This is a genomic window from Alteromonas sp. DY56-G5 (assembly GCF_041414725.1).
Classification (GTDB): domain Bacteria; phylum Pseudomonadota; class Gammaproteobacteria; order Enterobacterales; family Alteromonadaceae; genus Alteromonas; species Alteromonas macleodii.
On record NZ_JANHZQ010000001.1, the window covers coordinates 72289 to 96058 of the forward strand.

The window sequence follows — 23770 nt, forward strand, 5'->3', positions numbered from 1 at the left end:
TGCCCGATGCAATTTTCCCCTTTTACAATGAGTATCTTATGAAGCAACAGTTTTCTTTACGTGCCTCAGTTTGCTTAGCGCTTGCTACCTTAGCCTCTTCTTCTGCGCTGGCAGCTGGTTTCCAAGTTAATGAACACAGTGCAAACGGTCTAGGCCGTGCCATGGCTGGTCAAGCGGCTAAGCCAGAGAATGCCTCCATTTTAGCAACTAACCCTGCAGCGATTGGTGTATTTAAAGAAGCTGAGTTCAGTGCATCAGTAAGCTTTATCGATCCGAACGTAGATATCGATGGTGATGTTAGCTATGCGTTAGGCGAAGCCCCAGTTGGCCAACCTATGCCAGCAGCAGAAGACAACATTGCAGATACTGCTTTTGTTCCAGGATTCTTTTATGTAAGCCCAATTAATGAAAAGCTATCTGCTGGTGTAGGTGTATTCACAACCTACGGTCTTCGTTCAGATTACTCTGATGATTTCGGTGCGCTGCATTTTGCTGACACAGCTGAAGTAAAAACGGTAACCCTAAACCCTGCTGTATCTTATAAAGTGAATAAGCAGCTTATGGTAGGTTTTGGTTTAAACATCACTTACGCTGAAGCTGAAATTGGTTCTGGCGTATCAAACACGCTAGCGGGCACTGTTGCAGGCCTAGCGCCAACAGCAGAAGCGTTAGGTATTACATTACCTACGCTTACTCCTGGCAATTCACTGTTTAGCATGGAAGGTGACGATTGGGGCTATGGTTGGAACGCCGGTATTTTCTGGCAACCAACGGATATGACTAATGTTGCGCTTTCATACCGTGCAGAAACGAAACTAGAACTAGAAGGCGCGGTATCTTCAGAGACGCCAGTGTTTCCTATCAACTTAAACCAGCCTGGTAGTCTAGATTTGAACCTTGCTGCGATTACAGAGCTAGCGATTGATCAAAAAATTGACAATCAGTGGTCTGTACAAGCAAGTGTTACTTTCACTGACTGGAGTACGTTTGAGAAGCTTGAAGCTAACCTAGAAGACGGCATCGATTTCCTAATTAAAGAAGAGAATTTCGACGACTCATGGCGTGCAGCGCTTGGTGTAACTTACATCCTAAACGATGAAATTACCCTTCGTGCTGGCTATGCTTATGATGACGGTGTGGTATCGGTAGAAAACCGCTCACTAAGTATCCCAGATACAGACCGTCATTGGTTCTCTGGTGGTATGACTTACACGGTTAGCGAAGATACATCAATAGACGTGGCTTACGTATTCATAGATGGCCGTGAAGCGAATATCGACAAAGATAGAACGATTCTAAGCAATGTTCTTCCTGGTACTGACTTTACCACTAACTTCTCAGGCACACAGTCAGCTACTGCGCACATTCTAAGTGTTCAAATGAACACTCGCTTCTAATTTCAAAGAAGCCAAGTTAAATAAGAAAGGCAGCGTATTTACGCTGCCTTTTTGGTAATGACCTATGCACACTGGTATAACGTCGCATTTTTTATGTGCGATGGGGTTCTTGTGCGCTGTTTAACGACTAAATTTGCGCAAATAAATCTTGAAGACATGTAATTGCTGCGCCGATTTTTGCAGGCATTAGCTCCCTTTTCGGTGTAACCGCATAAACCGTATAATCTGGTAACTCCCAGTCAGTGAAGAGCTGCTTCATTTCACCAGACTTTAATAGATGTCTCACTTCTGGTTCGGGAAGAACCGCATAGCCAACACTATCTTGAGTAAGTTTAATCAATGTCTGCATTGAGTTGACATCAATGCGTTGTGTATCCAATTCATACTCGCCTTCGCTTTCGTGCTTCATGACGTATTCTTCAATATGTCTGTGAGCAATGTATGTATGCGCGTTAAGCGCTTCAGGCGAAGTCAGAGTTTCGTTTGCAAGTGGATGGTCTGCAGAGACACATAAAATGCGCTTCCAGGTCGCGAGTACCAAACTGCTGAAATTTGTATCTGAGACTGGGGCGAAGCAAAGAACAAGATCGGCACTAGAAGCGATAATGTCTTTAGGCTCGTCAGTTACGGTTAAAGAAATAGTTATTTTAGGAAATTCTTCACAAAGCTTTTTCAGTGGCTCGCTTAACAGTCCTCCGCCAAAACCCTCCGGCGCGATGATGTTTATTTTACCTGTGGGATCATCCTGCAGACTTTCAATTTTTTGCTGGGCAAGTTCTGCGTTTTGTAGCATTTGCTTACTGGTTTCGTAATAGATGCGCCCTGCTTCCGTTAGGCTCAAGCTTCGGGTATTTCGATTAAAAAGGCTAAGGCCGATATCGTGTTCTAGCTTTCTTAACTGCTGACTAATAGCAGAGACAGTCATGTGCAGCTCTCTCGCAGCTACACTCATGCTACCGCTATCTGTTACTGCAACAAAAACCTGAAGAGAGCGAAGTAATTTAGTATTCATGGCGCTTAGTTAATCCTTTTTATTGGCCGCAGTATTTTGACTCTTCATTTGTAGCAAATTAACGACGGAAATAGTCGAATTCTACCGTATTTTAACGTTGATGAACGCTTTTGAAGCACGTCTTTACGCAATGCTTACAATGGAAAGTTATGCATTCTCTTCGCATTTGTAGCTAAAAGTAATTTTAGGGATCACCTTGTTTTAAAGATGTTTTCTTTATGTTTTTAAATGGTAAATTATTGAAATCCAGCGTTTCTTTGCCCGATTAAAGTGCTAGTTTAATTATTCACTAACTATGCAGCTGAGAATCGCGAATGAAACAGTTTACTTTGATGATTATTGTTCTGCTCTCCACCTCGTGGATGGGCGGTTGTACTTCTACTAAAACGTCCGTTGGCGCTTCATACGGGCCCGCCGCGTTCTCACAGCCTGCGTTTACTGCTGTTACCGTAGCCTACGCACCCGAAATGCAGGGTATCCTTAACCGTATTGAGCAAGATCCCAATGCATCCATTCACACAACCACAACCATCAAAGGCGTTACGTATCGCATAGGTACCTATCACGACGAGCCAATATTAATATTCGCTACTGGAATGAGCATTGCAAACGCTGCTATGACTATGCAGATGGCGTTGGATTACTTTCCGGTTAAGCAAGTGGTTTACATGGGGATTGCGGGAGCGGTTAACCCAAAATGGCAACCGGGTGACGTCATTGTTCCGGCGCGTTGGTACTACCATGATGAGAGTGTGTACACCAATGAAGATCCGAATGCTCCGGGGGAATACATACTGCCTGAATATTATGCAAAGTTCATTGAAGAGCAAGATGAACGCCGCGCTAAAGATCCTCACACACCAAAATATAAGCCCTTTCACTTCATTCATCCTGACGAAGTGCTTATTGTGAAAGAGGGGATGGATAAACCACAAGATACCGCCTATTTCAGCGCGACACCGCGTCTTTTAACTGCGGCGAAACAAGCTATGAGCACTATGCCAACGCAGCGCGTGCTTGGTGAGCGGGATGCCGAGCTCTTTGTAGGCGGAAATGGTATTACCGGGTCTGTCTTTATGGATAACCGCGAGTATCGAAAGTGGACAAGAGACGTGTTCAATGCCGAAGTAACAGAGATGGAGTCAGCCGCAATAGGTCAAGTATGTACCGTTAACGACGTTGACTGGATTATTGTTCGAGCTATTAGTGATTTGGCTGGCGGTCAAGAAGGCGTTAACGTTGAGAACAAGTACGACCAAGAAGTGTCGCGAATTGGCGCTAACGTTCTGTTTTCTGTATTAGATACACTCGCTGAGGACGAGTAGTCGATACTATGGCAAACATTGAGGCAACGTTGCTTCTTTGCATATGAATGTTAGTTTCAAAACTAAGCCAATCGCGACAGCCTAAAAATAAGTAGGCGGATAGAGAAGGTAAACATTACGCGCTATCCGCCTTTCTTAGGTGCTTCTAACGCTATCAACTGATCGCCAGCGAGCAAACCGTTGACGTGGTGGGACTAGCGAATGGTTCTGACCATATTTATGGTATTTGTCGCAAGTTTTACTTCAACCAGAAAAACAATGAGCGCACTGATTAGAAACATCATAGCCAGTATGAACAATACGATGACTGGTGTTTTTAAATCGACAACCCATAGCGACCCAGAAAACAGCGCCATAATGACGGTACACACCATTAGCCCAGCGGCGACACACAGCCCAATCGCCCAGTTAATCACTTTTACCCTGCGCCATAGCACCTTAATTTCTTTCTTTGAGCGATCGACAATATGCGGGTCTGAAAGGGTATGAATCTGTCTTTCTGCCACCCTCACCCTGTCGGATATTCGGCCCAGCCGAGACGACATAACATTGAGGAAGCCCGCAATACCGGTAAGTAAAAATACGGGGGCAACAGCGAATTCGATAAGCTGTGAAAGACTAGGAATAAGTGTGTCCAATGGTTCCTCCAGCGAACAAAGTTTGATGTTCTTACTTTAGGCAAAGAGTGATTAACCCGTTGCTGCAATCTACTAACGTACTGCCAGTCTATATGCGTTAGATACACGTAAATTAGAAATAGTGTATAAAACTAAGACTTGTGTTGTGACAGTAAAGTCTGCGAACTGCAAAGTCTACGCCAACGCTTAAATCAGAGATATGACGTAATTGTCAAAATGCCGCAACAGTTTAGCGAGTTTTAACCCATTCTTGCCTAAATTAACGATACACTAGCATCAGTTGCTAAAAAAACATTTTGTCATCATAAGGATAGATAATGCGCTTTGCCCCAAGCTTTCCTCTGTCGTTGCTAGCTGTGTCTCTGCTTTCGCATGCAGCCACTGCTCAACAAACCAATGAAATAGAAAGAATTGAAACCACGTCTTCTCGTATACAGGGAAATATGAATGCTTCCGGTTATGCAGTGTCGTCTATTTCAGAAGAAACGCTTTCGCTGCTTTCATTTCAACATATCCAAGAGTCGCTGAATTACATTGCGGGTGCCGGCGTACAGCGGGGCAATGGGCAAGAGTATTTACCTGCCCTTCGTTCGCCAGTGTTAACCGGCGCTGGAGCGTGCGGCGGAATTTTAGCAGCAGAAGACGGTATTGCGTTGCGCGCAGCAGGTTTTTGCAATATTAACGAGCTGTTTGAAGCACACGGTGAAATTGCACAGCGTATTGACGTGATAAAAGGCCCTGCGTCAGCGCTTTATGGCTCTAATGCGATACATGGTGTGATTAATGTGGTTACCCCTGACACAACCCAAGGCGACGGAGAGCTTAGCGTTGATTACGGGTCTTATGGGTTTCATCGCGTAAAGCTTAAAGAAGGGAAAGACTTTGGTCACAGTGGCGTGGGTATCGCCGCCAGTGTTACCAGAGATACAGGATATCGAAATGAAGAGGGCGTTGACCAAGAGAAAGTCTCGCTTCGCCACAGGCTAGAGTGGGACAGCACGGTTATCACGAGCGGCCTTACCTATACCCATCTGGACCAAGAAACTGCCGGCTACATCGAAGGGTTTGAAAGCTACAAAAATACACAAATAGCCAAAAGCAACCCAAACCCCGAAGCGTTTCGAAAAGCAGAAAGTTTTAGGCTATGGAGCAAGTTCGATACTAACTTTAGCGGTGGTCATGCACTGTCGATTACACCTTACGTACGCAACCAGGACATGCGTTTCCGTATGCACTTTTTACCTGGCAAACCCCTTGAAACGAATACTCAAAAAGGCGTTGGTGCGCTGTCTCAGTTCAATTACGTCATCAATGACAGCCTAAGTGCGGATATAGGATTAGACGTAGAATACACAGAAGGTGAATTAACCCAGTCACAAGATAGCGCTATAGAAGGGTCTGCCTTCTTGGTTGAAACCATACCTGTAGGAAAGCACTATGATTATGATGTAGATGCCACGCTATTTGCGCCTTTCTTTACCTTCAATTGGCATGCTGAGCGTTGCGCTATTTCTGTCGGCGGGCGCTTTGAGTCTATGCAATACGACTACACCAACAATATGAATGTTGGTCGTGTACGCGAAGATGGCACAGAGTGCGGTTTTGGCGGCTGCAGATATTCCAGACCAGCAGACAGTGAAAATGATTTTGATAACTTTAGTCCGAAGCTTTCACTTCGTTATCAACTTAATCCTCAAACCCAGTTATTTGGCGGCATCGCAAGAGGCTATCGCGCGCCTCAGGCAACAGAGCTGTATCGTTTGCAGCGTGCACAGACTGTTACTGATCTTGACTCGGTAACGGCCGATAATATCGAGATGGGCGTTACAGGAACACTATTTGACGGCAGCTATACGCTTAGCCTTTACAGCCTACAAAAAGATAATGTGATTTACCGCGACAGCGACTTTTTCAACGTAAGCAACGGCGAAACGTGGCATAGAGGCGTAGAGCTTACTTTTGACCAACCGTTAAGCGATATACTGCGCTTAGATTTTGCTGGTACATACGCAAGGCATACCTACGAGCACAGTCAGCTCTCAGGTGAACAAGACATTAAAGGTAATGATATTGATACTGCGCCAAAGCTTCAGTTTAACGCTCGTTTAAGCTTTGAGATGTCGAACAAAGTACAAACGCAGCTAGAGTGGCAGCATGTTTCCAGCTATTTCACCGACGCTGAAAATCTCAACGAGTACGAGGGGCATGACTTGTTACATGCGCGTGTACGTTACAGCGTAAACGAAGACGTTACATTGTATGCGCGGGTTAACAACGTATTGGATACGGACTACGCTGAACGCGCTGATTTTACTAGCTTCACAGGCCCTCGCTACTTTCCGGGGCGGCCTCGCAACTACATGATAACGGCATCGTTTACCTTATAAGCTTAAATAGACATATGTAATAGATTACTATTAACCCCAGAAATACAGACTATTGCCGTGATTTGCTTGTACCCCAGCGGCATCAGGCGTAGTCTGTAGGCATCAGCATGGGTCTCAGTCACGCCATGTATAGCGCTTGGAAAGGTCAGGCGACATACGTGGAATGATTGTTAATAGGTATACCCATGCAAAAAATAGTAATTGTTGGTGGCGGTGCTGGTGGTCTTGAATTAGCCAGTCGCTTAAGCCGCACCCTCGGGAGAAAGAAACAAGCCGAAATTACCCTCGTCGACCGCAGTCGAACCCATATCTGGAAGCCGCTATTACACGAAGTGGCCGCCGGTGTAATTGATAAGCATTCAGACGGTGTGGACTACGCCATCCACGCTGTAGCTCACCACTACCGCTTTCAATTAGGTGAAATGTGCTCGCTTAACGCGCAAGCGCAAACCATAACCTTGTCGCCTTTAATCGATGAAGAAGGGACTAAGGTTTTGCCTGAACGCGAGATTCATTATGACCAGTTAGTGCTGGCGGTTGGCAGCGTGAGTAACGACTTTGGCACACCTGGCGTTGCTGAGCACTGCTACTTTCTTGACTCGTTAAAGCAAGCTGAACGTTTTCACAGAGCGCTTCTTAATCAACTAATCCGCATCAATCAGCAAGAAGATAAAGACGCCAAAATTGATGTCGCTATTGTCGGGGCAGGAGCAACAGGTACTGAGCTCGCCGCTCAACTTCACCATGTGGCGAATTTGTCCAAGGCTTACGGAATGCCAGACATGTCAGCTTCTCGTCTTAAGATTACGATCGTAGAAGCGGGAGAGCGTATATTGCCTGCGCTACCTGAGCGTATAGCAAACTCTGCAAGAAAAGCGCTCCATAAGTTGGGCGTAGACATTAAAGAGCAAACCATGGTGGCAGAAGCCGACGCGAAAGGGCTGATCACAAAAGACGGTGGTCGGATTGACGCTGATTTAATGGTGTGGGCTGCGGGGGTGAAAGCACCGGACTTCATAACAAAGCTTGCGCTTTTTGAAACGAACAGAGCCAATCAAATTCTTGTTGATAAGCAGCTTCGCAGTTCATCTCATAAGAATATTTGGGTGTTAGGCGATTGCTGTGGTTTCCAGCAGGAAAATGGGAAGTGGGTGCCGCCTCGAGCGCAGTCTGCCCACCAAATGGCGGATATTGTTGCGCATAATATAACGTCGTTATTTACTCAAAAAGACACGAAAGATTTTACTTACAAGGACTATGGATCCTTGGTTCACTTAAGTAAATACAGCACTGTTGGAAGTTTAATGGGCTCACTGTCAAACAGCAGTATGTTTATAGAAGGGCGTCTAGCCAAGTTGGTTTACGTTTCTTTGTATAATATGCACCAGTTTGCAGTACACGGAAAAATTAAAGGTGCTCTAAAGCTCCTTGTGAAGAAGTTAAGTCAGGCCATCAGCCCTAAGCTGAAGCTTCACTAACCACATATAAAAAAAGCCCCATGTTTGGGGCTTTCTCAAATCATAAATTTAGTTCGCTGGGACCAAACGTAAATAGCTATTGTTTCACGCCTTCAACGTGAAGCTCTAATTCTACCGTTTGCGACGCTGGGCCTAAATCATAGTCGATGCCATAATCTTTAAGTGCAATCGTCGTTGTGCCCATGAATCCTGCACGATAGCCACCCCATGGGTCTTTGCCTTCGCCAATCTTTTTGGCTTCTATAGTGATAGGCTTTGTCACACCGTGAAGCGTGAAGTCACCCATTACATCCATCATGCCATTGCCTTTATCGACAATTTTTGTGCTGACAAACTTCGCCTCTGGAAAGTCGTCAACGTTTAAGAAATCGTCGCTCTTAAGGTGCTTGTCACGCTCTGCGTGGTTTGAGTCGATACTGTCGGTATCGATAGTCACCATAATTTTTGCTGCACTAGGTGCTGCGTCGTCGTAACTAAAAGTACCTTTAAAATCGTTGAAGCGACCAGTAAGCCACGAGTAGCCCAAGTGTTGAATTTTAAAGTTGATAGACGCGTGGGCGCCTTTGCTATCAATCACATAATCTGCGGCGTTAGCGGTGCTTAAAGACAGCGCAGCGGCCAAGGCAAGTGTTAACTTCTTCATCATTTCTCCTTTTTCCTCAATATCATCGAAGCCGTAACATCTGCTTCAGTGTGTCATCGTTACGAATAAAGTGGTGTTTCAGCGCAGCCAGCGCGTGAATGATCGCCAATACAATCACTGACCACGCAATATAAAAATGGGCCTTTCCTGCAATGTCTTCTTGATTTTCAAAGAACTCGCCCATTGCAGGTACAGAAAACCAATTAAATACGTCGATGCTTCTTCCATCGGCCGTTGAAATTAAATAGCCGCTCGCGAATAGCATGATAATCAAGGTGTACAAAAGCCCATGACCTATGCGACTTAACCTTTTTTCTAACGGGGTGCCATGTGACGGCGGCCGTGAAGTAACAACGCGCGTGACTAAGCGAATAACAGTGATGGCAAGCAAAATTAATCCAACACTCTTGTGCCAATGCGGTGCCGTCTTATACCAGTCGCTGTAATATGTGAGGTCGACCATCCACAGCCCTGAAGCAAACATGCCGACAATGGCAATAGCAGATATCCAATGCAAAAAAACTATAGGTCTGGACCATCTTGGTTTCATATCACTTCCGTTATTACTTACTTGCAATCAGGTTGTTTAGACATTCAGTTAATCGCGTTATCTCAACCGCGAAATGACCGCTGAAAAAGCACCTCATGCATCAATTGAATCTAGTGTATTTCTAATTACGTTGGCTAAACATTACATTTAATGGGAGTGTTCGTTCTTGTTTTTAGAACGGATGTACAGAAAACAACCCACCAAATCTGAATCGCGACACGGCTAGTTTTCTAAGACATGTCGTTTAATGGTCGATAAATTGCGCTAAACACCTCTATTAAACGCGCTAAATACTCTTATAGTTTAAATAGGCAGTAACAAAAGTGGCTGCTTTGCTTCAATGTTGTTTAGTTCAGTAGAGGTTGTACGCTTTGCGCGTTTCGTACGTTTTGTTGGCCGTTATTCTGCCAGCGTTATTTTCATCACTAGTATCCGTCTCCGCATTGGGAGAGGGAAGAAGTGTGCAAAATATTGCGGGGCAGTCGAACAGTGCAAATACGCTCTCACCCCTCATTAGCGACTGGGAAAGCTCCGCTTTTGAAGTGTCTGACGACGACATTGATGATGGCATTTCGCTTGTCGACATCACCAGCGGCTTGGAAAAATACCGGTTTTCGGCTGGTAAAACGATTGATGCAAAAGCCTTTACTAGGCAGCGCGATAATATCATTCGAGGACCACCTTCTTTCACTTAATCATTAAAAAACTGAATTTTTTATTTTTGATTAGGAGAAAGGTATGCACGCCTTAAATCTATATAAAACCGAAGCTATCGATACTTTGGCATGGCCGGTTGTTGAAAATACCATTACTGTAAATTCATCTGCTATGGCGGTTTTCACTGACTTCAAGCAGCACTTACCACACGTTATTGATGCGCGAACGCCGGCTACGAAAGTAGAGTCGATTATGCGTCAGTCTCATGTTCGTATGATGCTGGTGGTAAACAATGAGAACCGTTTCATTGGTATTGTGACCAGTCACGATGTAGGTGAACAGCAAATCATTCAGCGTGTAAGCGAGCTTAAGGTTAAGCGAGAAGAGCTCACTGTTCATGATTTCATGCGTCCCAAAACTTCTATCATGTCGTTCGATTTTAGTGAACTAATACGTTCATCAGTGGGGGACGTGATAGAAACACTCAAAGATTACGGGCAGCACCATTGCCTTGTCATGGACAGAGACAGCCATGAAATTCGTGGCGTAATCAGCGTCAGTGATATTGCGAGAGAGTTGCGCTTGCCGCTTGATATACAGGGCCGCCCTACGTTTGCTGAGCTGATCAACATTCTTGCCGCTTAATTTTCAATTTTCTCAATACTGAACCATACTTTGACTACGTGTTGTTTCAAAACAACTCGTAGTCAAAGGCATATATCGCCTTAACGGTATTTGCTAGCTTAATATTTTATCGAAGTAGTTAGGTGGTTATATGCAGTATGCTCATGGTGAATTTATTATTACACGCTGTGGTGATGCGGTGCTAACGCAAGCTTATGGGCCGTGGAACAGAGAGTGTGTAAATAGCTTTGCCAGTGAGTATCGCACGCTTTCCGAGTGCTTACATGGGAAAGCTTGGTGCGATATTGTTAGTGTTGTTGGCGAATCACTACTCATTCCTGATGCTGAAGCGCTGCTTCACGAACGTGTGGCTTCGGTAAATCCCATAGGGCTCACTCATGTGGCATTAGTGATGGGAGAGTCAAGCGTTCGAGCAACCACGCAGGCGCAACTTAAACGCGTGTATCGCGATACCAATATTGATTATATTTTTGTGGATTCCATAGAAGATGCTGTTGATTGGTTGTCTTCAAAAGGATTTTCCGTCGATAAAGATGGCATCGATTTGCATCGTGAGAAAGTAGCAATGAAGCTGTAGATAAAACTTGGTACGCATTTCGCAACGTTTCATAACATCTGTATAACATTGTTCGATGAAACGAGGCGATATTATGAATAGATCACTATTTCCTACCAGCGTTGTTACGAAAGCCTTCACTTGGGCATACCAGGAACTGGGTTTAAATATCAAGCAAGCTTCTGAAATATTGGATATTTCTCCATCTTCTTTGGCGCAGACTACGCTACTTGGGTTTGAGAGTGGCACATCAGAGTACAGAAAGCAGCTCGCTTTTATTCGTATGTATCATTTACTCATTTCATTGTCAGATGGGGACAGTGAGCAAATGAAGGCGTGGTTTAGCAGTTACAATATAACGCTGGGCGCGACCCCTTTTGAAATGTGCAAAGCGTATGACGGCATTGAGAGAGTCGCCGATCAGCTTCGCAAACTGAAGCAGTCGACTTATGGTCGAGAGCGCACACTCGCCGTTGTTGAGTTTTCTCATAAAGAGCACGTTGAAAAGACAGGTGCAAGGCTTCACTAAGCCACTTACTTAAGCGCTTTCGTCAATCGATATTATAAAGTCTGCGCACGCTTGCACCTGAGTAACGGGGATCATGTGGCCAGCGCCAGAAATAATTTTGTGTACCGCACTTCCTATTGCCTTTGTTACCGCGGTGATGTGCTCGTCGGGCCTCAAGATAGTATCTTTTTCACCATACAATACCCCAACAGGGCATTGAATATCTTCATAACGAGTTTGCTGACGGTGCAGACTGCCCTGCGCAGATACTGTATCTCTGCTACCTTCATAAAAGCTTCGAGAGTGAAGCGCTAATAAACCACCGCCTTCAGTTGAAAAGGACGGGGGGACAGGTTCGGGGTGAAAAATTTGTGCGACTTGTTTTCGACCTAACTTTGCACGCAGTGGACTGGCAATGGTTTTTGCAACACTGCTGCGTACCCATTCATTGGGTATGTAAAGCACCGAAAGAGGCCCGGCACCACCTTTTAGTGGTGTAGTTAACGGGCATAGAAGCGAAACCGATTTTATTTTGTCAGGTGCATCGATTGCCATCCTCAGTGCAATTCCTCCTCCCATTGAATGCCCAGCGATGCTCGCACTACCTATTCCCTCTTTTTGCATCCACTCGAGTATCATTTTACTTTGCTGTTCGAAGCTGGCGGATGTGCTTTTATAGCGGCTCGAAAATCCGCTGCCTGGACGATCAATGGTATAGACCGTGTAGCGGGAAGCGAGGGTTTTTGCTAATTCGCTAAAATTGTTACTATTGCCAAGTAAACCATGAATCAGCACAAGCGCCGGACCGTTTCCTTGCTTTTGCCAGTGAATAATTCCACCATCAACAGGCGTAAGTTTTCCTGATGGTGTGAATGAAGCTTCGATATTGCTGTCCATTTTGGCGGTAAACCAAATAAGCGCTACAACGATACAAATAATGATGAGCAATGCGATGATCATGTTTTATGTCCAAAATAAGGATAAAAAACAACCTATCGGTTAACGCAAAAATGGTCAAGTAAGCAGTAGTGATAGTGACCTATAGATGTAGAGCCGCTAGTGCTGCAACGTTAACGTGGTTACGCCATGACGTATTAGGATTTGAGATGGAATTAATAATAACCCCTTCTATCGCGATAGATGAAAGCGAAGCTGAATTGCAAGCTATTCGAGCACAAGGTAGCGGTGGGCAGAATGTGAACAAAGTAAGTAGCGCCATACATTTACGCTTCGACATAAATGGATCATCGCTGCCTGAAAAGCTGAAAGAAAAGCTACTTCAGCTTAAAGATAGTCGCGTAACCAACGACGGTGTTTTTGTGCTTAAAGCGCAAAATTATCGAACGCAAGAACAAAACAGAGAAGATGCGCTAGCGCGACTTGTTGCGTGGATAAAGGCTGCGACAATTGAACAAAAACCGCGCATAAAAACAAAGGTGAGCCGTGCGGCAAAAGCACGTCGTGTAGATGTAAAAAAACAACAAGGTGCTAAAAAATCTATGCGTAAGAAAGTGGAATTTTAAACAAAACTAATCTAAAGTATAAAGCCTTATAGATGTCATTTCGCAAGACAACGGAAAATTCTTACAATAATAAATGAATGTGTCTTGTGCTTATGCTAATTATTGGAACTTAGGGAAGCATACAAAGTGACGCGTTCGAACGTTATTCCTATGGTGTTATTTGCAGCCATAGTGGTTTCGCTTGGGATTAATACACCGCAAGCCGCAAACGAGATTATTGCTCGTTTGTTCAACAAATCTATTTCTAATACTGAACTACAGCCTTCACAGGCTGATGTTGACCGTTTTCAGTCTATTTTAACTGACAAGTCTGAGAAAGAAGTACGAGCTATTTTAGCTCAGCGTGCACTTGGTAATAAAATTACCGAGTCTGTTCTTTCAGATTTTGCCGATAAAAATGCGATAGAGCCAAATGAAAGCGAAATTCAATCTGCGTATTCTGTAATAAAATTATGGACCGTTGATTTGGACAGCGATGGCGCCTATCAAGATGAAGAGCTAGAGCGTTATCGTTTGGCAATGGCGGAAGGCATGGCAAAAAGCTGGAAAGTATCGAAAGCCCTTTACGAAGCGTACGGCGGAGATGTGGTTTTTCAACAGGATAACCCGTTAACACCAGTAGGAGCTTATCAAAAACTGTTTGAACAGTATCGCGAAAAGGGTGAGTTTGTTATTTACGACCCTGCTTTCAAAGCTGCGTTTTGGAGTTCAGTTAAAATGAAATATGCCAAAACTTACGACCCAGATAATATAGATTTTTCGCTTCCCTGGTGGGAAAAGAGCATGACTGCTTCAGAAAAATAGTTCGAAAAGCCCTGTTTTTGCAGGGCTTTTTTAATTCTTTTAAAAAAATCAAACTCAGTGCGGAATAAAAACTTTTCTTCAATCGTTATCTCAGTGTCCTTTATGAAAAACGGAGATAAACGGATGAAAAAGTTAAATACTGCAATTGCACTGGCTTTAGGTATCGCGTCAACGTCTGTGTTGGCTCAAGAAACTACGTTCTCTGCTAACACATCAGCTAATGCGTCGACTTCTGCATCGCTTTCACTAACAAGCGGTGCAACTACACAGTCTGCAAATCAGGTTAATACGCAGACTTCTGCCGAAGGCGAAGCATCTACGCAGAGCCAAATGTCCACCGAGAGCTCAGCCGATGAACCATTATCAACAAACCAAACAAGCAACGATCTATCTGCCGATCAGGGAGTGAGTCAAGTTTCTGCAACATCAGATATGGCGAACTCGATCACTTCGCCAGTGGCAGGCGCACTGACAAGTAGTGTGTCTGGGTCATTATCTGTACTGTCATCAGCGTTTGGAAATGCAGAACAAGTCGATGGAGCAGAAAGTGAAGCAGAAAGTACAGCGCAGACAGCGCCAAGCTTGGCATTGAACCAAATCGGTTCACTAGCAAACAATGACGCGGAAAATACCGCAGGAGGTTCGCTAACTGGCAGTGTAAGTGGTGCACTAAACAATACTGCAGAAACAGCAGCAGGCAGTACCTTATCGAACACGGCTGCAGGCACCATCGAAAGTGCGGTAAACGGCGGCGTAGCCAATACAGCAGCCAGCACCGTAGCAAGCTCAGTGACCAGTTCTGTAACCGGAACGGTTGGCACCGCTGTCGAAGGAACGATTACTGACACGGTAGGAAATACGGTAGAAGGCACGGTAGCAAATACGGTGGATAGCACCGTAGCAAGCACGGTAAATAATACCGTGGCGAGTTCGGTTGAAAGCGCCGTAACAAGCACTGTAAACGACAACGTAGCTTCAAGTATTTCAGGTGCGCTTGGCCTTTAATATAAAGGCCTAAACCACTAGGTGGGCGTAGAGCAATCTTGAGCTAGCACGTTAAATAGCCACCTTAAAGTCTGAGTGCGGCTTGTCTAAATAGAAAGGCAAGCCGCTATTTAAGGCCTAGGCTGCAGGTGCGAATACACTGCCTCGTTATCGTGCATTCCTTAAAGCGAGCACCTCAAGTCAAATCTCACGTCTCTCCTTAAAAACACCAATCGCTAAGTTTCACTTTCTCTGTGGTAGGTAACAACAATGAATATGCAAATACTTCAACACTCATCAACAACAAACAACCTTATTCGTGGCGGCCGCAAATGCCTATCGCTGTCCGTGGCAGCTGTTTTACTCGGTAGTAGCGCTGCTTATGCGGGCTCTGACAGTCACTCGCACAGTGATGAAGATGCGAATCATACAAACGCAAAACACCAAACGATTTCATTCTCAGGGTCTGGCTATTTAGGGTACCGCTCTGATAGCAATGTGAGCGTTAGCGAGCTCGATACGAATTCAGATGTGGCCGACGGCGCACTGCAGTCAGAAGCTCAGCTAAAGCTGCTGGTGAAGCCCACAACGAAATGGGAAAATGTACTGTCGGTAAGCCAGGCGAATACCAACTATCAAACGCTAAGCGAGTTCGATCTTGGCCTTACCACACTGTCCGCTAGCACCAGCTATGCGTTTGACTTCGCCAAACTAGGAGCGCACTACTATCACGCTAGCGCTGAGCTAGACGAGCGTGACTTCCTCACCTATCAACAATCTGGATTATCTGTCGGAAAATTGTTGGGGCAGCGCACTTACTTGCGTGTTAGTAGCGACCTTATCGATAAACAATTCGAGAACACGCCTGAAGGTGCGCCAATTCGAGATAGTGAAGCAGCTGCTGTGCGCAGTGACCTATTTTACTTCTTCGAAGGGGAAGACTTCTTCCAAATCGCACTTAAGTATCAAAATGAAGATGCCCAAAATAATGTGTTCGATTACACCGGTATTGGGATGGATTTAGCGTACACCTATCCTCTAGCGGTATTTAGTAAACCCTTGAAGCTTACGGTTGCCTATCAATTAGATGTAAGAGATTACGCCTCAGAACAAGATGGAGGTCTAGGCAGGGAAGACGACAGACACGTCGTTGAGATGAGTGCCGATTACGCCATTCACAACAATGTCGATATTAAACTGTCTACGCAATATGGAGACTTTGCTTCTAGTGTCGATGGCGCAAACTACCAAGAAACCATTGCTGAGTTAGGCATTAACGTTCATTTTTAGTGGGCGTTAATAAAAATTCTATAATGAACAGCACGCTTAATTTAAGGCAGCACACCAAAACCGAATACGCTGTCTCGTCCGGGAGCCCCTGCATCTAAAGCTAGCTGCTGAAGTTTCAACAAGGCAGCGTTCCTTTCTTGTTTTTCGCGCAAAAAGCATGCATACAAAGCGGTGGCGCGCGGTGAAGCCATAGAGGTTCCCGTTTGCCTGATCGTTTTTCCATTAGGATGTGCGGCATCTACCGACACGCCAAACGCAGCAAAATCAACGTAATCCCCTTGGTTTGCCCACCGGTAAATTACATTAGATTTATCAACGGCCGTAATGCCCAATGTTTCTGTATAAGCCGCGGGGTACAAGGGTAAAGAGGCTGGCCCCTCGTTGCCCACCGCAGCAATGATTTGAATACCGCTCTTATCCAATTGATTTATGACCCGCGCTAAAATAGGGTTGTCGGGACCTGCAAGACTCATGTTTATAGCGTCTACCTGCTGTGATGCAAGATAGTTTAAACCTTCAATTAACGACATCAGCGTAGCGCCTTGGCTAACACTATTACGCGAATAAAACACACTGGCGTTAAACACCTGGCTAGACTTTGGCAACGACGCCGCCAATAGGCTGGCTACTGCGGTACCGTGGTCTGACGAAAAGGCAACGTCAGTTTCGCTGCCCGCATTGCCATCTTGCTCCTGATTTCGATCTTGATTATGAGCAACAATAAAAGACGCTTGCGTTAGATTAACGTGTGAGAGCAGTGGGTGAGAGGACGCTACATGAGTATCAACCATTCCAATGCGCAGTGGGGTTGGACAGGCTTCCAGCTTTTCACTGCTTACCTCTTGAAAAGACCCGTTCGAAGTGGGCTTGGTCTGTGACAAATAAATATGATTTCGACCAATTTGAGACTGCAAATTATGGGGCAAACTGTTGCGAATAGACGACACATCATCCGCATCTCCTGTGACTTTAACTTTAAAAAGCCACTGAGAGAGTGCGGGCAAAAACTGAGCTTTTTGTATTTCAATATTGGCACCTTGAAAGTGTACTTTGTCGGCTTCTTCTCCTAGGAATAGCCACTCTTTTTCAACAGCCAGAAAGCCATTTTCAACCGTTACTTCATTAACAACCACTTGGCCTGAAGTCGATAAAATAGTGGTTGCTGCAGGAGCGATAAATTGGGGGGCAGGAATGTCGTTTAGTACGCCCGACGCCACTGTTGATAAGTCTCTGGTGCCTTCGATAGATGATTGTGCTTTTCGTCTTGCTTCCTCGCGAATGGCCTTTAGGTCGGAGGAGGTTCTATCAATTATCGGACGCACAGGAGACACCACTTGATTCAATGTTCCTGCTAGTTGGGCTTGTGATGTTGGTGCCGCAATCAAACTCAAAATCGCCACAATGAGTGTGTACTTCATTTTACTACCTTTACGTTAACGTTGGGGCAGATCGGTGCCTAAAGAAGGAATGGCATAAATTGTGCCATAGCCTTCTATTAGAAGCCTGTGGTCCATTGTGCACAAACGTTGTTCTAAATGTGCGCTAAAGGCGAACAGGCATTTACCACTACCATACAGTGTAGTGACGATTAGACAGAAGAAAAATTCCAATGCGACCCTTTAGACTGTTAAACATTCGCCTTGTCTAGATGGCTCACAGGCCGCTGCAATACAGTGCAGTAAAAAAATAGGTCTTAGTACGTGGAATAAAAACAAAAGTGGCTCGTTAACAGGGTAGAGATAACGGGAAACCTCACAAAGGTACATGAAAATGAAAGATGAGTTGACTGAACTCGTCCCGTCATTGCGAAAGTTTGCATATTCGTTGACGGGTAACATGCATGATGCTGATGATTTACTTCAGAACACGCTTGAACGGCTATTGAGTAAACCGCTTCCTGAGCAAGTTACATTAATGGCTTGGGCATTTAGAGTGTGCCGCAACTGTTGGATAGACGAATACAGAGCGAAGAAAGTTAGAACCAATGCGACTGATGCCCTTTCCTATGAAGCGCAATCGGCGAATAGCTGCAATGACATAGATGACGCTATAACGCAGACAATTACGCTTAAACAAGTCTCAAGCGCTATGGATGAGTTACCCTGTGAGCAAAGAGAAACCCTTTCTTTGGTTGCTGTACAAGGGATGAGTTACGCGGATGCTTCTGAAGTGTTGCAGGTACCGACGGGCACCATTATGAGCCGTCTTGCTAGAGCGAGAGCAAAAATATCAAACTTAATAAATGGTCAAAACGAGGTGCTATCGTGATCTTAACTGACGAAAAACTCTCAGCATTTTTAGATGGAGAGTTAGATACCGCTGAGATGGATCTGGTTCGTGAAGCGATAGCGCACGATGTTACCGTTTCTGACCGACTCGCCGCACTTGCAGAAGTGGATAGAGTTGTGAAAGTTGCTGCAGAAAAAGCGACAGCAGTGGCGCTGCCTAAAGAAATCGTGGCACTTTTGAGTGATGAAAAACCGTTAAGCCAGGCAAGCGACGTACAGGTATCCGATACAAGCTTAGCCAGCGTAAGCGCTGCAAAGCAAGGCTCTGTAAATCAAAGCCCTGCGGAAAACGTTAAGCCGTTTCCAAAGAAAGCGAATTCAACTAATAGTGCGCCACATAAACAAACGAAGTGGAAGGGGCCTTCTGCAATAGCTGCGAGTGTGGCGGTATTAGCGGGCTTAGTGTTCTTTAATCAACAGGGCGCTGAAACAACGCAGCCTTCTCATTGGGCGAGAGTATCATCGGTACTCGATAGTAACCTAACTGGCGAAGCAACAACCTTTGATTCAGGCGTGACGGTTACGCCGCAGTTGTCTTTCGTAAATACGGAGTTTAACTACTGTAGACAGGCTGAAGTCGCATCGAAAGATGAACTAAATGTAATGATTGCTTGTAAAGATAAGCAAGGTGCGTGGCAGCTTGCCGCTAGCAAATTGGACGAGCTAGGTGAGAATGCAGGTCAATATCAAACCGCCACTAGCGCTAAAGTAATGGAAGAAGAGTTAGACAAAATGATGGCGTCTGCGCCATTAAACCGAGAGCAAGAGAAAAACGCAATTGAAGCAACTTGGCTAGCTGACAAGGCCGAAGGAGTAAATGATGAAAACTAAAATTATGTTAGTACTTGCGATATTAATTATGGCGGGCTGCGCCAGTCAACCCGATTATAGACAGGCCAAAAAAGGCGGCTTTGGCTACACGGAAAGTAAGTTGAGTGATACCCAATACCGCGTGCATTTCAAAGCGAAGGGGTCTGATAAAGGCAAGGCGATGGATTACGCCATGCTCCGTGCTGCCGAACTTACGTTATTAGAAGGTTACGACTGGTTTGTAGTGACTGACCGAGAGACCTTAGTAGATAAGGAGACCGTGCAAACTACACCTACCGCAGGCTTTAGCCAGCGATATGCACGGGTTACCGAGTGCGGTGTGCTCACTTGCAGAACGTCCTACCACCCTACTACCCAATTCGAAACGGGTGTATTTGTAGGGGGCTCTCAGCAAAGTGAGATCGAAAGTATCTTGAGCATTGAGATAGGCAAAGGTACGCGTCCAACGTCGGCAACGAGCTTTGACGCAAGGGAAGTTCGCGATAACTTACAGCCTAAGACGGAAGAGTGATAAAAAATCAAAGGGCATAACCTCCCTTGATTACGACACAAATAAAAGGGCCGCTGCATTATGCAGCGGCCCTTTTAGTAGCAGTAAAGATTAACAACACAGTGATACCAGATTGTTATACTGCCAGTGTTTTAATTCATATATTGAAGACGGCGATTAATTAAAATAACCATCGACCTCTTTTTCAGCTTCGTCACGGCTTTTGCCATAAGCTTGTTGAATCTTACCTACTAGTTCTTCACGTCGACCGTCAATTACATCTAGGTCGTCATCGGTAAGTTTGCCCCACTTTTGCTGCACCTTACCTTTCATTTCTTTCCAATTACCTTCAATACGATCACTGTTCATAACTTGCTCTCCTTATCCAAACAATTGGTTGAAAAAACTGGCGGAATAATTGGCCAGTTATTTTCTTAGCAGCAAATGCTGTTCCATTATGTAGGTGTATGAAAGTATTGAATTTGTTGTTTGTGAAAATCCTGCCGCACAGTTGGTTTTTATGCAGAATTTACAAGTTCTTGCAAAGCCTACAGGAAGCATAGTCATCAACTAGGCCAATGTTTTAGCATACGCTTCACTGTCCTGCCTTTTTTCTATTTTATGTTGATCTTCGCTGCGGCCTTTCTTCCAGTAGCTGCTAATGTAAATATTCTCGTGCGCCACGAATTTTTCGTCCTTGAGCCATGCCCGAATCGCCCGCATATCAGAAAATTCACACGCCACCCAAACTGTGGGGTTTCCGTCGAGCCAAGTTAACTGGTCAAGGCGGGAAGGTAAAGATTGCTCATGTTCCCATATCACCGTTACTCCTTCGGGCTTTTTAAGTGTAACCGCATCCTTTTCGTCTTCAATTTTAATCACGGCGTAGCCTTTGGTTTGCACAGGAAGCTCGGCAAGGTGATTTCTAATACTAGGAAGCGCTGTCATGTCGCCAGCCAACAGTATCCAATCATATTGCTCGCTGAGTCCCTTACTAGAACCGGGCCCTGCGAGCGTGATGATGTCGCCGGGCTTTGTACTTGTTGCCCATGCCGACGCAGGGCCAGTTTTACCACCATCGGCATGGATAACCATATCCAGAACCATTTCAGGCTTCTCTGCGTCAAAGTGCGCAACTGTATAGGTGCGCATTGCCACTTGGCTTGTGTCTGTGGGGCGTTTCAGCGGGTTTCCTTCTAGGTCGAACATAAGTTTAATGTACGCACCTGCAGTGACCGAGGGAAAGGTAAAAAGGTCTTCCCCACTAAGGTTTACACGCTGCATATTTGGGGTAATTCGGACTGATTGGGTGACAATAGCTCTGCGAGGTTGCGGTTTAGACATTAGCTTACTCCTGTAATCTTGAGTAACTATTTTATATTGGTAATAATTCTCATTTCCATTTCTAAAGGTGAAATGATCAGGATTGTTTAGTTCTATTTTTTAGATTAACTGACCGGTCTTGAGAAAAACTGATACAAATAAAACAGATAGGTGTACGTTGGATTAGCATTATAAAAATAAGCGAGGAATACGCACTGGAAAAGGGAAGATTAGAGCAAAAGAAAAGGGGCTAAAAAGCCCCTTAAAAAACCACAACATAACTTGGAAAACACATTTACACACCACAAAGACGCACACTCAACGACTTCATGTATAAGTTAAGATAGCCTAATTATAAAAAGGTTCCGCTTTTTTAAAAATAAAAGGTAAAAAAATAAATACCTTTGAAATAGGCGTATTCCTGTCACCTGTCAGGCTGGCATTAATTCGCTAAGGCCTGTTTAGCTTTGATGACGAATTGGGCCAAATGTATAGCAACGGTAAACAGGCCCTAGCCAACGTGTCTTATTCTTCGTAATGTTATGTAGACGACGCACGTGGTTGCTGCGATTAGCGCTGACGCTATAGCGAACGGTAGCGCGATGTCCAGTTGGTAAATGAAAGCTGCCAGTGGCGGACCTATTACGTAGCCCATGGCAGTAGTCGCTGTAATTAACCCAGTGATAGTGGCTTGTTGAGAGGGGGCGCAGTAGGTCGTTGCTGCAGCTGCCAAAGATGGGTAGGCCATTCCCATACCTAAACCCATTAATGTCATGGCCGCATAAAGCATAAATAACGAATGTTGAAGAAAGAGCAGCAAGTAGGCTAAGCCCAATAGCGGAAGCGCGATAGTGATCATCGCTTCTTTGCTTATTCGGCCTTTTTGTACCCACCCAAATTGGGCTGTAAGAGACGCGGCAGCACTGACCATCATCGCGAAACCCACTTGCCGAGCAGCGTCTACGGGTGAATAGTCGTAAAAATCGATAAAAAAGAAACCCAGTGATTGCTGCATCATCGCCATTGCGCAAAATACACAAATACATGCAGCGACGAATACATAAGGTACTTTGCTAGGCGCTTGGTTATTGTCGCTAGTCTGCTGAGCGTTTTTTTGCTGAGACAAAGGCGGCAGAACAGGTAGCTTAAAATATACCAATGTAAGCGCCAGTAAGGTTAGCAACACGATGCTGTACAATGGTGCCAATAAGCCAAAACCGACTAAAAGCCCAGCGTAGGCGGGCCCCACAATTTGCCCTACGTTGCTTGCAGAGGTTACTTTGCTGATTGCACTTACTCGACTTTGGGGCGTACTGATGGCGACGGCGTAACCTACCGCAGATGGCGGAGTTGCAGACATAATGGTTGATTGCAGACTTCGGCTTATCAACAATGCCAAAAACAAATTGGTGCCGCTTATAATGCCAGAAAATCCTGCCATCCATGCACTAGCGAAGGCAAACGTGCCCAAGCTATAACCCGACAGACCAACCATTAAAATACGTTTGAAGCCCGCACGCTTAGCGACTTTGCTCCACACATTCGTACCGAACGCAAAGATAAGTGCAGAGCTAGACATAATAGTGGCAATGTGGAATTCAGAAAGGTTCGCCTGTCGCCCCATAGAAGGGAGTGTGGTAAGCATTACGCTTTGGCCAACAGACGTAGCGAGCAACGCACAAAAAAGAACTCTAAAAACGATAGTAGATGCAGACGGCGAAAGCACGCAGGTAGCCCTTTTGTTAGGCGATAAAGAATCAACGCAATTTTATCACAAATGAAGATAAAAAAATGCCCGCCAAAGGCGGGCCAAAATCAGAGGTATGTAAAGGCCGGGATGGGCCTTTGAGGGGAGAGGGTAGTCGTCGGATGACAACTCACTAATAACATCGACGACATTACCAGTGTCCTCACTATGGTCTCGCTGAAGCAACACACACGTACATTCAACGAATCCAAATTGGGTCAACAATCCCTTGCTGCACGAGACATCACTGTCGGTGCTTGCGATGTAGGTACTCAGAGCTTGTTTGCAATCCTTATGAAACAAGTGCCTTGCATCCTGCGAGTTTAATTAGGTTGTCTTTTACCTAACCTCATCATCGACCAGCAATTTAACGAATCTTCTACAGGCATCCATTAGCTACAATACTGACACATCCGTTTTTCCTTGGTGACACACTCCATGCACTTCCCATGTCGTCACCTTCAGTATTTGTCATCTACGCAATTTGGCCTCTCCGTCGCTAAAGCTATCCTAGCTACAAACTGCGTTCTGTATTTATCCGTTAGTCTAATGTATGCGTGATCTGTGCCAAACCTTAAATTCAATTTAGAATAATTTTAACTTACTGATTTTTAAAGATTATTTTTATTTTTGGACAGCGGGTAGCTCGTATTTGAAAAACTAAGGTTGAGTAGGTATGTAGTTTTTTCTCGGT

Annotated in this window: 24 protein-coding genes; 15 read left to right on the forward strand and 9 right to left on the reverse strand. The window is 45.0% G+C overall.

Features of this window, described 5'->3' with window-relative positions; all coding sequences use genetic code 11:
• Positions 1–38 precede the first annotated feature (38 nt).
• Complete coding sequence (locus NO989_RS00265) at positions 39–1397, forward strand: OmpP1/FadL family transporter (protein ID WP_014951198.1); 1359 nt, start codon at positions 39–41, stop codon at positions 1395–1397.
• A gap of 127 nt (positions 1398–1524) precedes the next feature.
• Here the strand turns inward: NO989_RS00265 and NO989_RS00270 are convergent, their stop codons facing one another.
• Positions 1525–2409 (reverse strand): LysR family transcriptional regulator, encoded by an 885-nt coding sequence (locus NO989_RS00270; protein WP_239244154.1) that lies wholly within the window; start codon positions 2407–2409, stop codon positions 1525–1527.
• Between the two features lie 314 nt (positions 2410–2723).
• Between NO989_RS00270 and NO989_RS00275 the strand changes: the two genes are divergently transcribed.
• Positions 2724–3734 carry a 5'-methylthioadenosine/S-adenosylhomocysteine nucleosidase gene (locus tag NO989_RS00275; protein WP_156078986.1) on the forward strand — a complete coding sequence of 337 codons (1011 nt, stop codon included), beginning with the start codon at positions 2724–2726 and terminating at the stop codon, positions 3732–3734.
• A 194-nt stretch (positions 3735–3928) separates the two neighbouring features.
• On the opposite strand, the gene NO989_RS00280 is transcribed toward NO989_RS00275, so the two are convergent.
• Positions 3929–4372 (reverse strand): DUF2721 domain-containing protein, encoded by a 444-nt coding sequence (locus tag NO989_RS00280; RefSeq protein ID WP_014951195.1) that lies wholly within the window; start codon positions 4370–4372, stop codon positions 3929–3931.
• A 317-nt stretch (positions 4373–4689) separates the two neighbouring features.
• Between NO989_RS00280 and NO989_RS00285 the strand changes: the two genes are divergently transcribed.
• Both NO989_RS00285 and NO989_RS00290 read left to right on the forward strand, forming a co-directional pair.
• The gene (locus NO989_RS00285) at positions 4690–6759 is read left to right on the forward strand and encodes a TonB-dependent receptor (RefSeq protein ID WP_371341842.1); all 2070 of its coding nucleotides are present in this window, start codon (positions 4690–4692) and stop codon (positions 6757–6759) included.
• Between the two features lie 185 nt (positions 6760–6944).
• A complete protein-coding gene (locus NO989_RS00290) occupies positions 6945–8237 on the forward strand; it encodes an NAD(P)/FAD-dependent oxidoreductase (protein ID WP_371341843.1) in 1293 nt (430 codons plus the stop codon).
• 76 nt (positions 8238–8313) lie between these two features.
• Here the strand turns inward: NO989_RS00290 and NO989_RS00295 are convergent, their stop codons facing one another.
• Together NO989_RS00295 and NO989_RS00300 are read right to left on the reverse strand one after the other, a co-directional pair.
• Entirely contained in the window at positions 8314–8880 is a 567-nt protein-coding gene (locus tag NO989_RS00295; protein WP_014951192.1) for a YceI family protein, read from the reverse strand.
• Positions 8881–8902: 22 nt separating this feature from the next.
• Positions 8903–9430: a cytochrome b gene (locus tag NO989_RS00300; RefSeq protein WP_371341844.1), complete on the reverse strand. Its 528-nt coding sequence runs from the start codon at positions 9428–9430 to the stop codon at positions 8903–8905.
• Between the two features lie 461 nt (positions 9431–9891).
• Here NO989_RS00300 and NO989_RS00305 point away from each other — a divergent pair, with 461 nt between their 5' ends.
• The 4 genes from NO989_RS00305 to NO989_RS00320 all read left to right on the forward strand — a co-directional run bounded on the left by NO989_RS00305 (position 9892) and on the right by NO989_RS00320 (position 11817).
• On the forward strand, positions 9892–10125 hold the full coding sequence (locus tag NO989_RS00305) for a hypothetical protein (RefSeq protein ID WP_039221646.1): 234 nt from the start codon (positions 9892–9894) through the stop codon (positions 10123–10125).
• A 43-nt stretch (positions 10126–10168) separates the two neighbouring features.
• A complete protein-coding gene (locus NO989_RS00310; protein WP_371341845.1) occupies positions 10169–10732 on the forward strand; it encodes a CBS domain-containing protein in 564 nt (187 codons plus the stop codon).
• Positions 10733–10862: 130 nt separating this feature from the next.
• Positions 10863–11309 (forward strand): hypothetical protein, encoded by a 447-nt coding sequence (locus NO989_RS00315; RefSeq protein ID WP_014951188.1) that lies wholly within the window; start codon positions 10863–10865, stop codon positions 11307–11309.
• Between the two features lie 73 nt (positions 11310–11382).
• On the forward strand, positions 11383–11817 hold the full coding sequence (locus NO989_RS00320) for a hypothetical protein (protein ID WP_239217729.1): 435 nt from the start codon (positions 11383–11385) through the stop codon (positions 11815–11817).
• A gap of 9 nt (positions 11818–11826) precedes the next feature.
• Here NO989_RS00320 and NO989_RS00325 read toward each other — a convergent pair whose 3' ends face one another.
• Complete coding sequence (locus NO989_RS00325) at positions 11827–12756, reverse strand: alpha/beta fold hydrolase (RefSeq protein WP_061096124.1); 930 nt, start codon at positions 12754–12756, stop codon at positions 11827–11829.
• Positions 12757–12902: 146 nt separating this feature from the next.
• On the opposite strand from NO989_RS00325, the gene arfB reads away from it, so the two are divergent.
• The 4 genes from arfB (at position 12903) to NO989_RS00345 (ending at position 16397) form a co-directional block, all read left to right on the forward strand.
• On the forward strand, positions 12903–13319 hold the full coding sequence (arfB, locus tag NO989_RS00330; protein WP_014951185.1) for an alternative ribosome rescue aminoacyl-tRNA hydrolase ArfB: 417 nt from the start codon (positions 12903–12905) through the stop codon (positions 13317–13319).
• Positions 13320–13445: 126 nt separating this feature from the next.
• Positions 13446–14123 carry a hypothetical protein gene (locus NO989_RS00335; RefSeq protein ID WP_039229119.1) on the forward strand — a complete coding sequence of 226 codons (678 nt, stop codon included), beginning with the start codon at positions 13446–13448 and terminating at the stop codon, positions 14121–14123.
• Positions 14124–14246: 123 nt separating this feature from the next.
• Positions 14247–15128 carry a hypothetical protein gene (locus tag NO989_RS00340; RefSeq protein WP_371341846.1) on the forward strand — a complete coding sequence of 294 codons (882 nt, stop codon included), beginning with the start codon at positions 14247–14249 and terminating at the stop codon, positions 15126–15128.
• A gap of 249 nt (positions 15129–15377) precedes the next feature.
• A complete protein-coding gene (locus NO989_RS00345; protein ID WP_371341847.1) occupies positions 15378–16397 on the forward strand; it encodes an outer membrane beta-barrel protein in 1020 nt (339 codons plus the stop codon).
• Positions 16398–16438: 41 nt separating this feature from the next.
• On the opposite strand, the gene NO989_RS00350 is transcribed toward NO989_RS00345, so the two are convergent.
• Complete coding sequence (locus tag NO989_RS00350; RefSeq protein ID WP_371341848.1) at positions 16439–17815, reverse strand: S8 family serine peptidase; 1377 nt, start codon at positions 17813–17815, stop codon at positions 16439–16441.
• 352 nt (positions 17816–18167) lie between these two features.
• On the opposite strand from NO989_RS00350, the gene NO989_RS00355 reads away from it, so the two are divergent.
• The 3 genes from NO989_RS00355 to NO989_RS00365 are packed head-to-tail and all read left to right on the forward strand — an operon-like array spanning position 18168 to position 20027.
• Entirely contained in the window at positions 18168–18665 is a 498-nt protein-coding gene (locus NO989_RS00355; RefSeq protein WP_371341849.1) for an RNA polymerase sigma factor, read from the forward strand.
• Positions 18662–19516, forward strand: a complete 855-nt coding sequence (locus tag NO989_RS00360) for an anti-sigma factor (protein WP_371341850.1) — start codon at positions 18662–18664, stop codon at positions 19514–19516. The genes NO989_RS00355 and NO989_RS00360 overlap by 4 nt, the downstream gene beginning before the upstream one ends.
• Entirely contained in the window at positions 19506–20027 is a 522-nt protein-coding gene (locus tag NO989_RS00365; RefSeq protein ID WP_014951178.1) for a hypothetical protein, read from the forward strand. The genes NO989_RS00360 and NO989_RS00365 overlap by 11 nt, the downstream gene beginning before the upstream one ends.
• Positions 20028–20183: 156 nt before the next feature.
• On the opposite strand, the gene NO989_RS00370 is transcribed toward NO989_RS00365, so the two are convergent.
• The 3 genes from NO989_RS00370 to NO989_RS00380 form a co-directional block, all read right to left on the reverse strand.
• A complete protein-coding gene (locus tag NO989_RS00370) occupies positions 20184–20375 on the reverse strand; it encodes a CsbD family protein (protein WP_014951177.1) in 192 nt (63 codons plus the stop codon).
• Positions 20376–20576: 201 nt separating this feature from the next.
• Positions 20577–21350, reverse strand: a complete 774-nt coding sequence (locus tag NO989_RS00375; protein WP_371341851.1) for a siderophore-interacting protein — start codon at positions 21348–21350, stop codon at positions 20577–20579.
• A gap of 490 nt (positions 21351–21840) precedes the next feature.
• Complete coding sequence (locus tag NO989_RS00380; RefSeq protein WP_207198635.1) at positions 21841–23004, reverse strand: MFS transporter; 1164 nt, start codon at positions 23002–23004, stop codon at positions 21841–21843.
• Between the last annotated feature and the right edge of the window lie 766 nt (positions 23005–23770).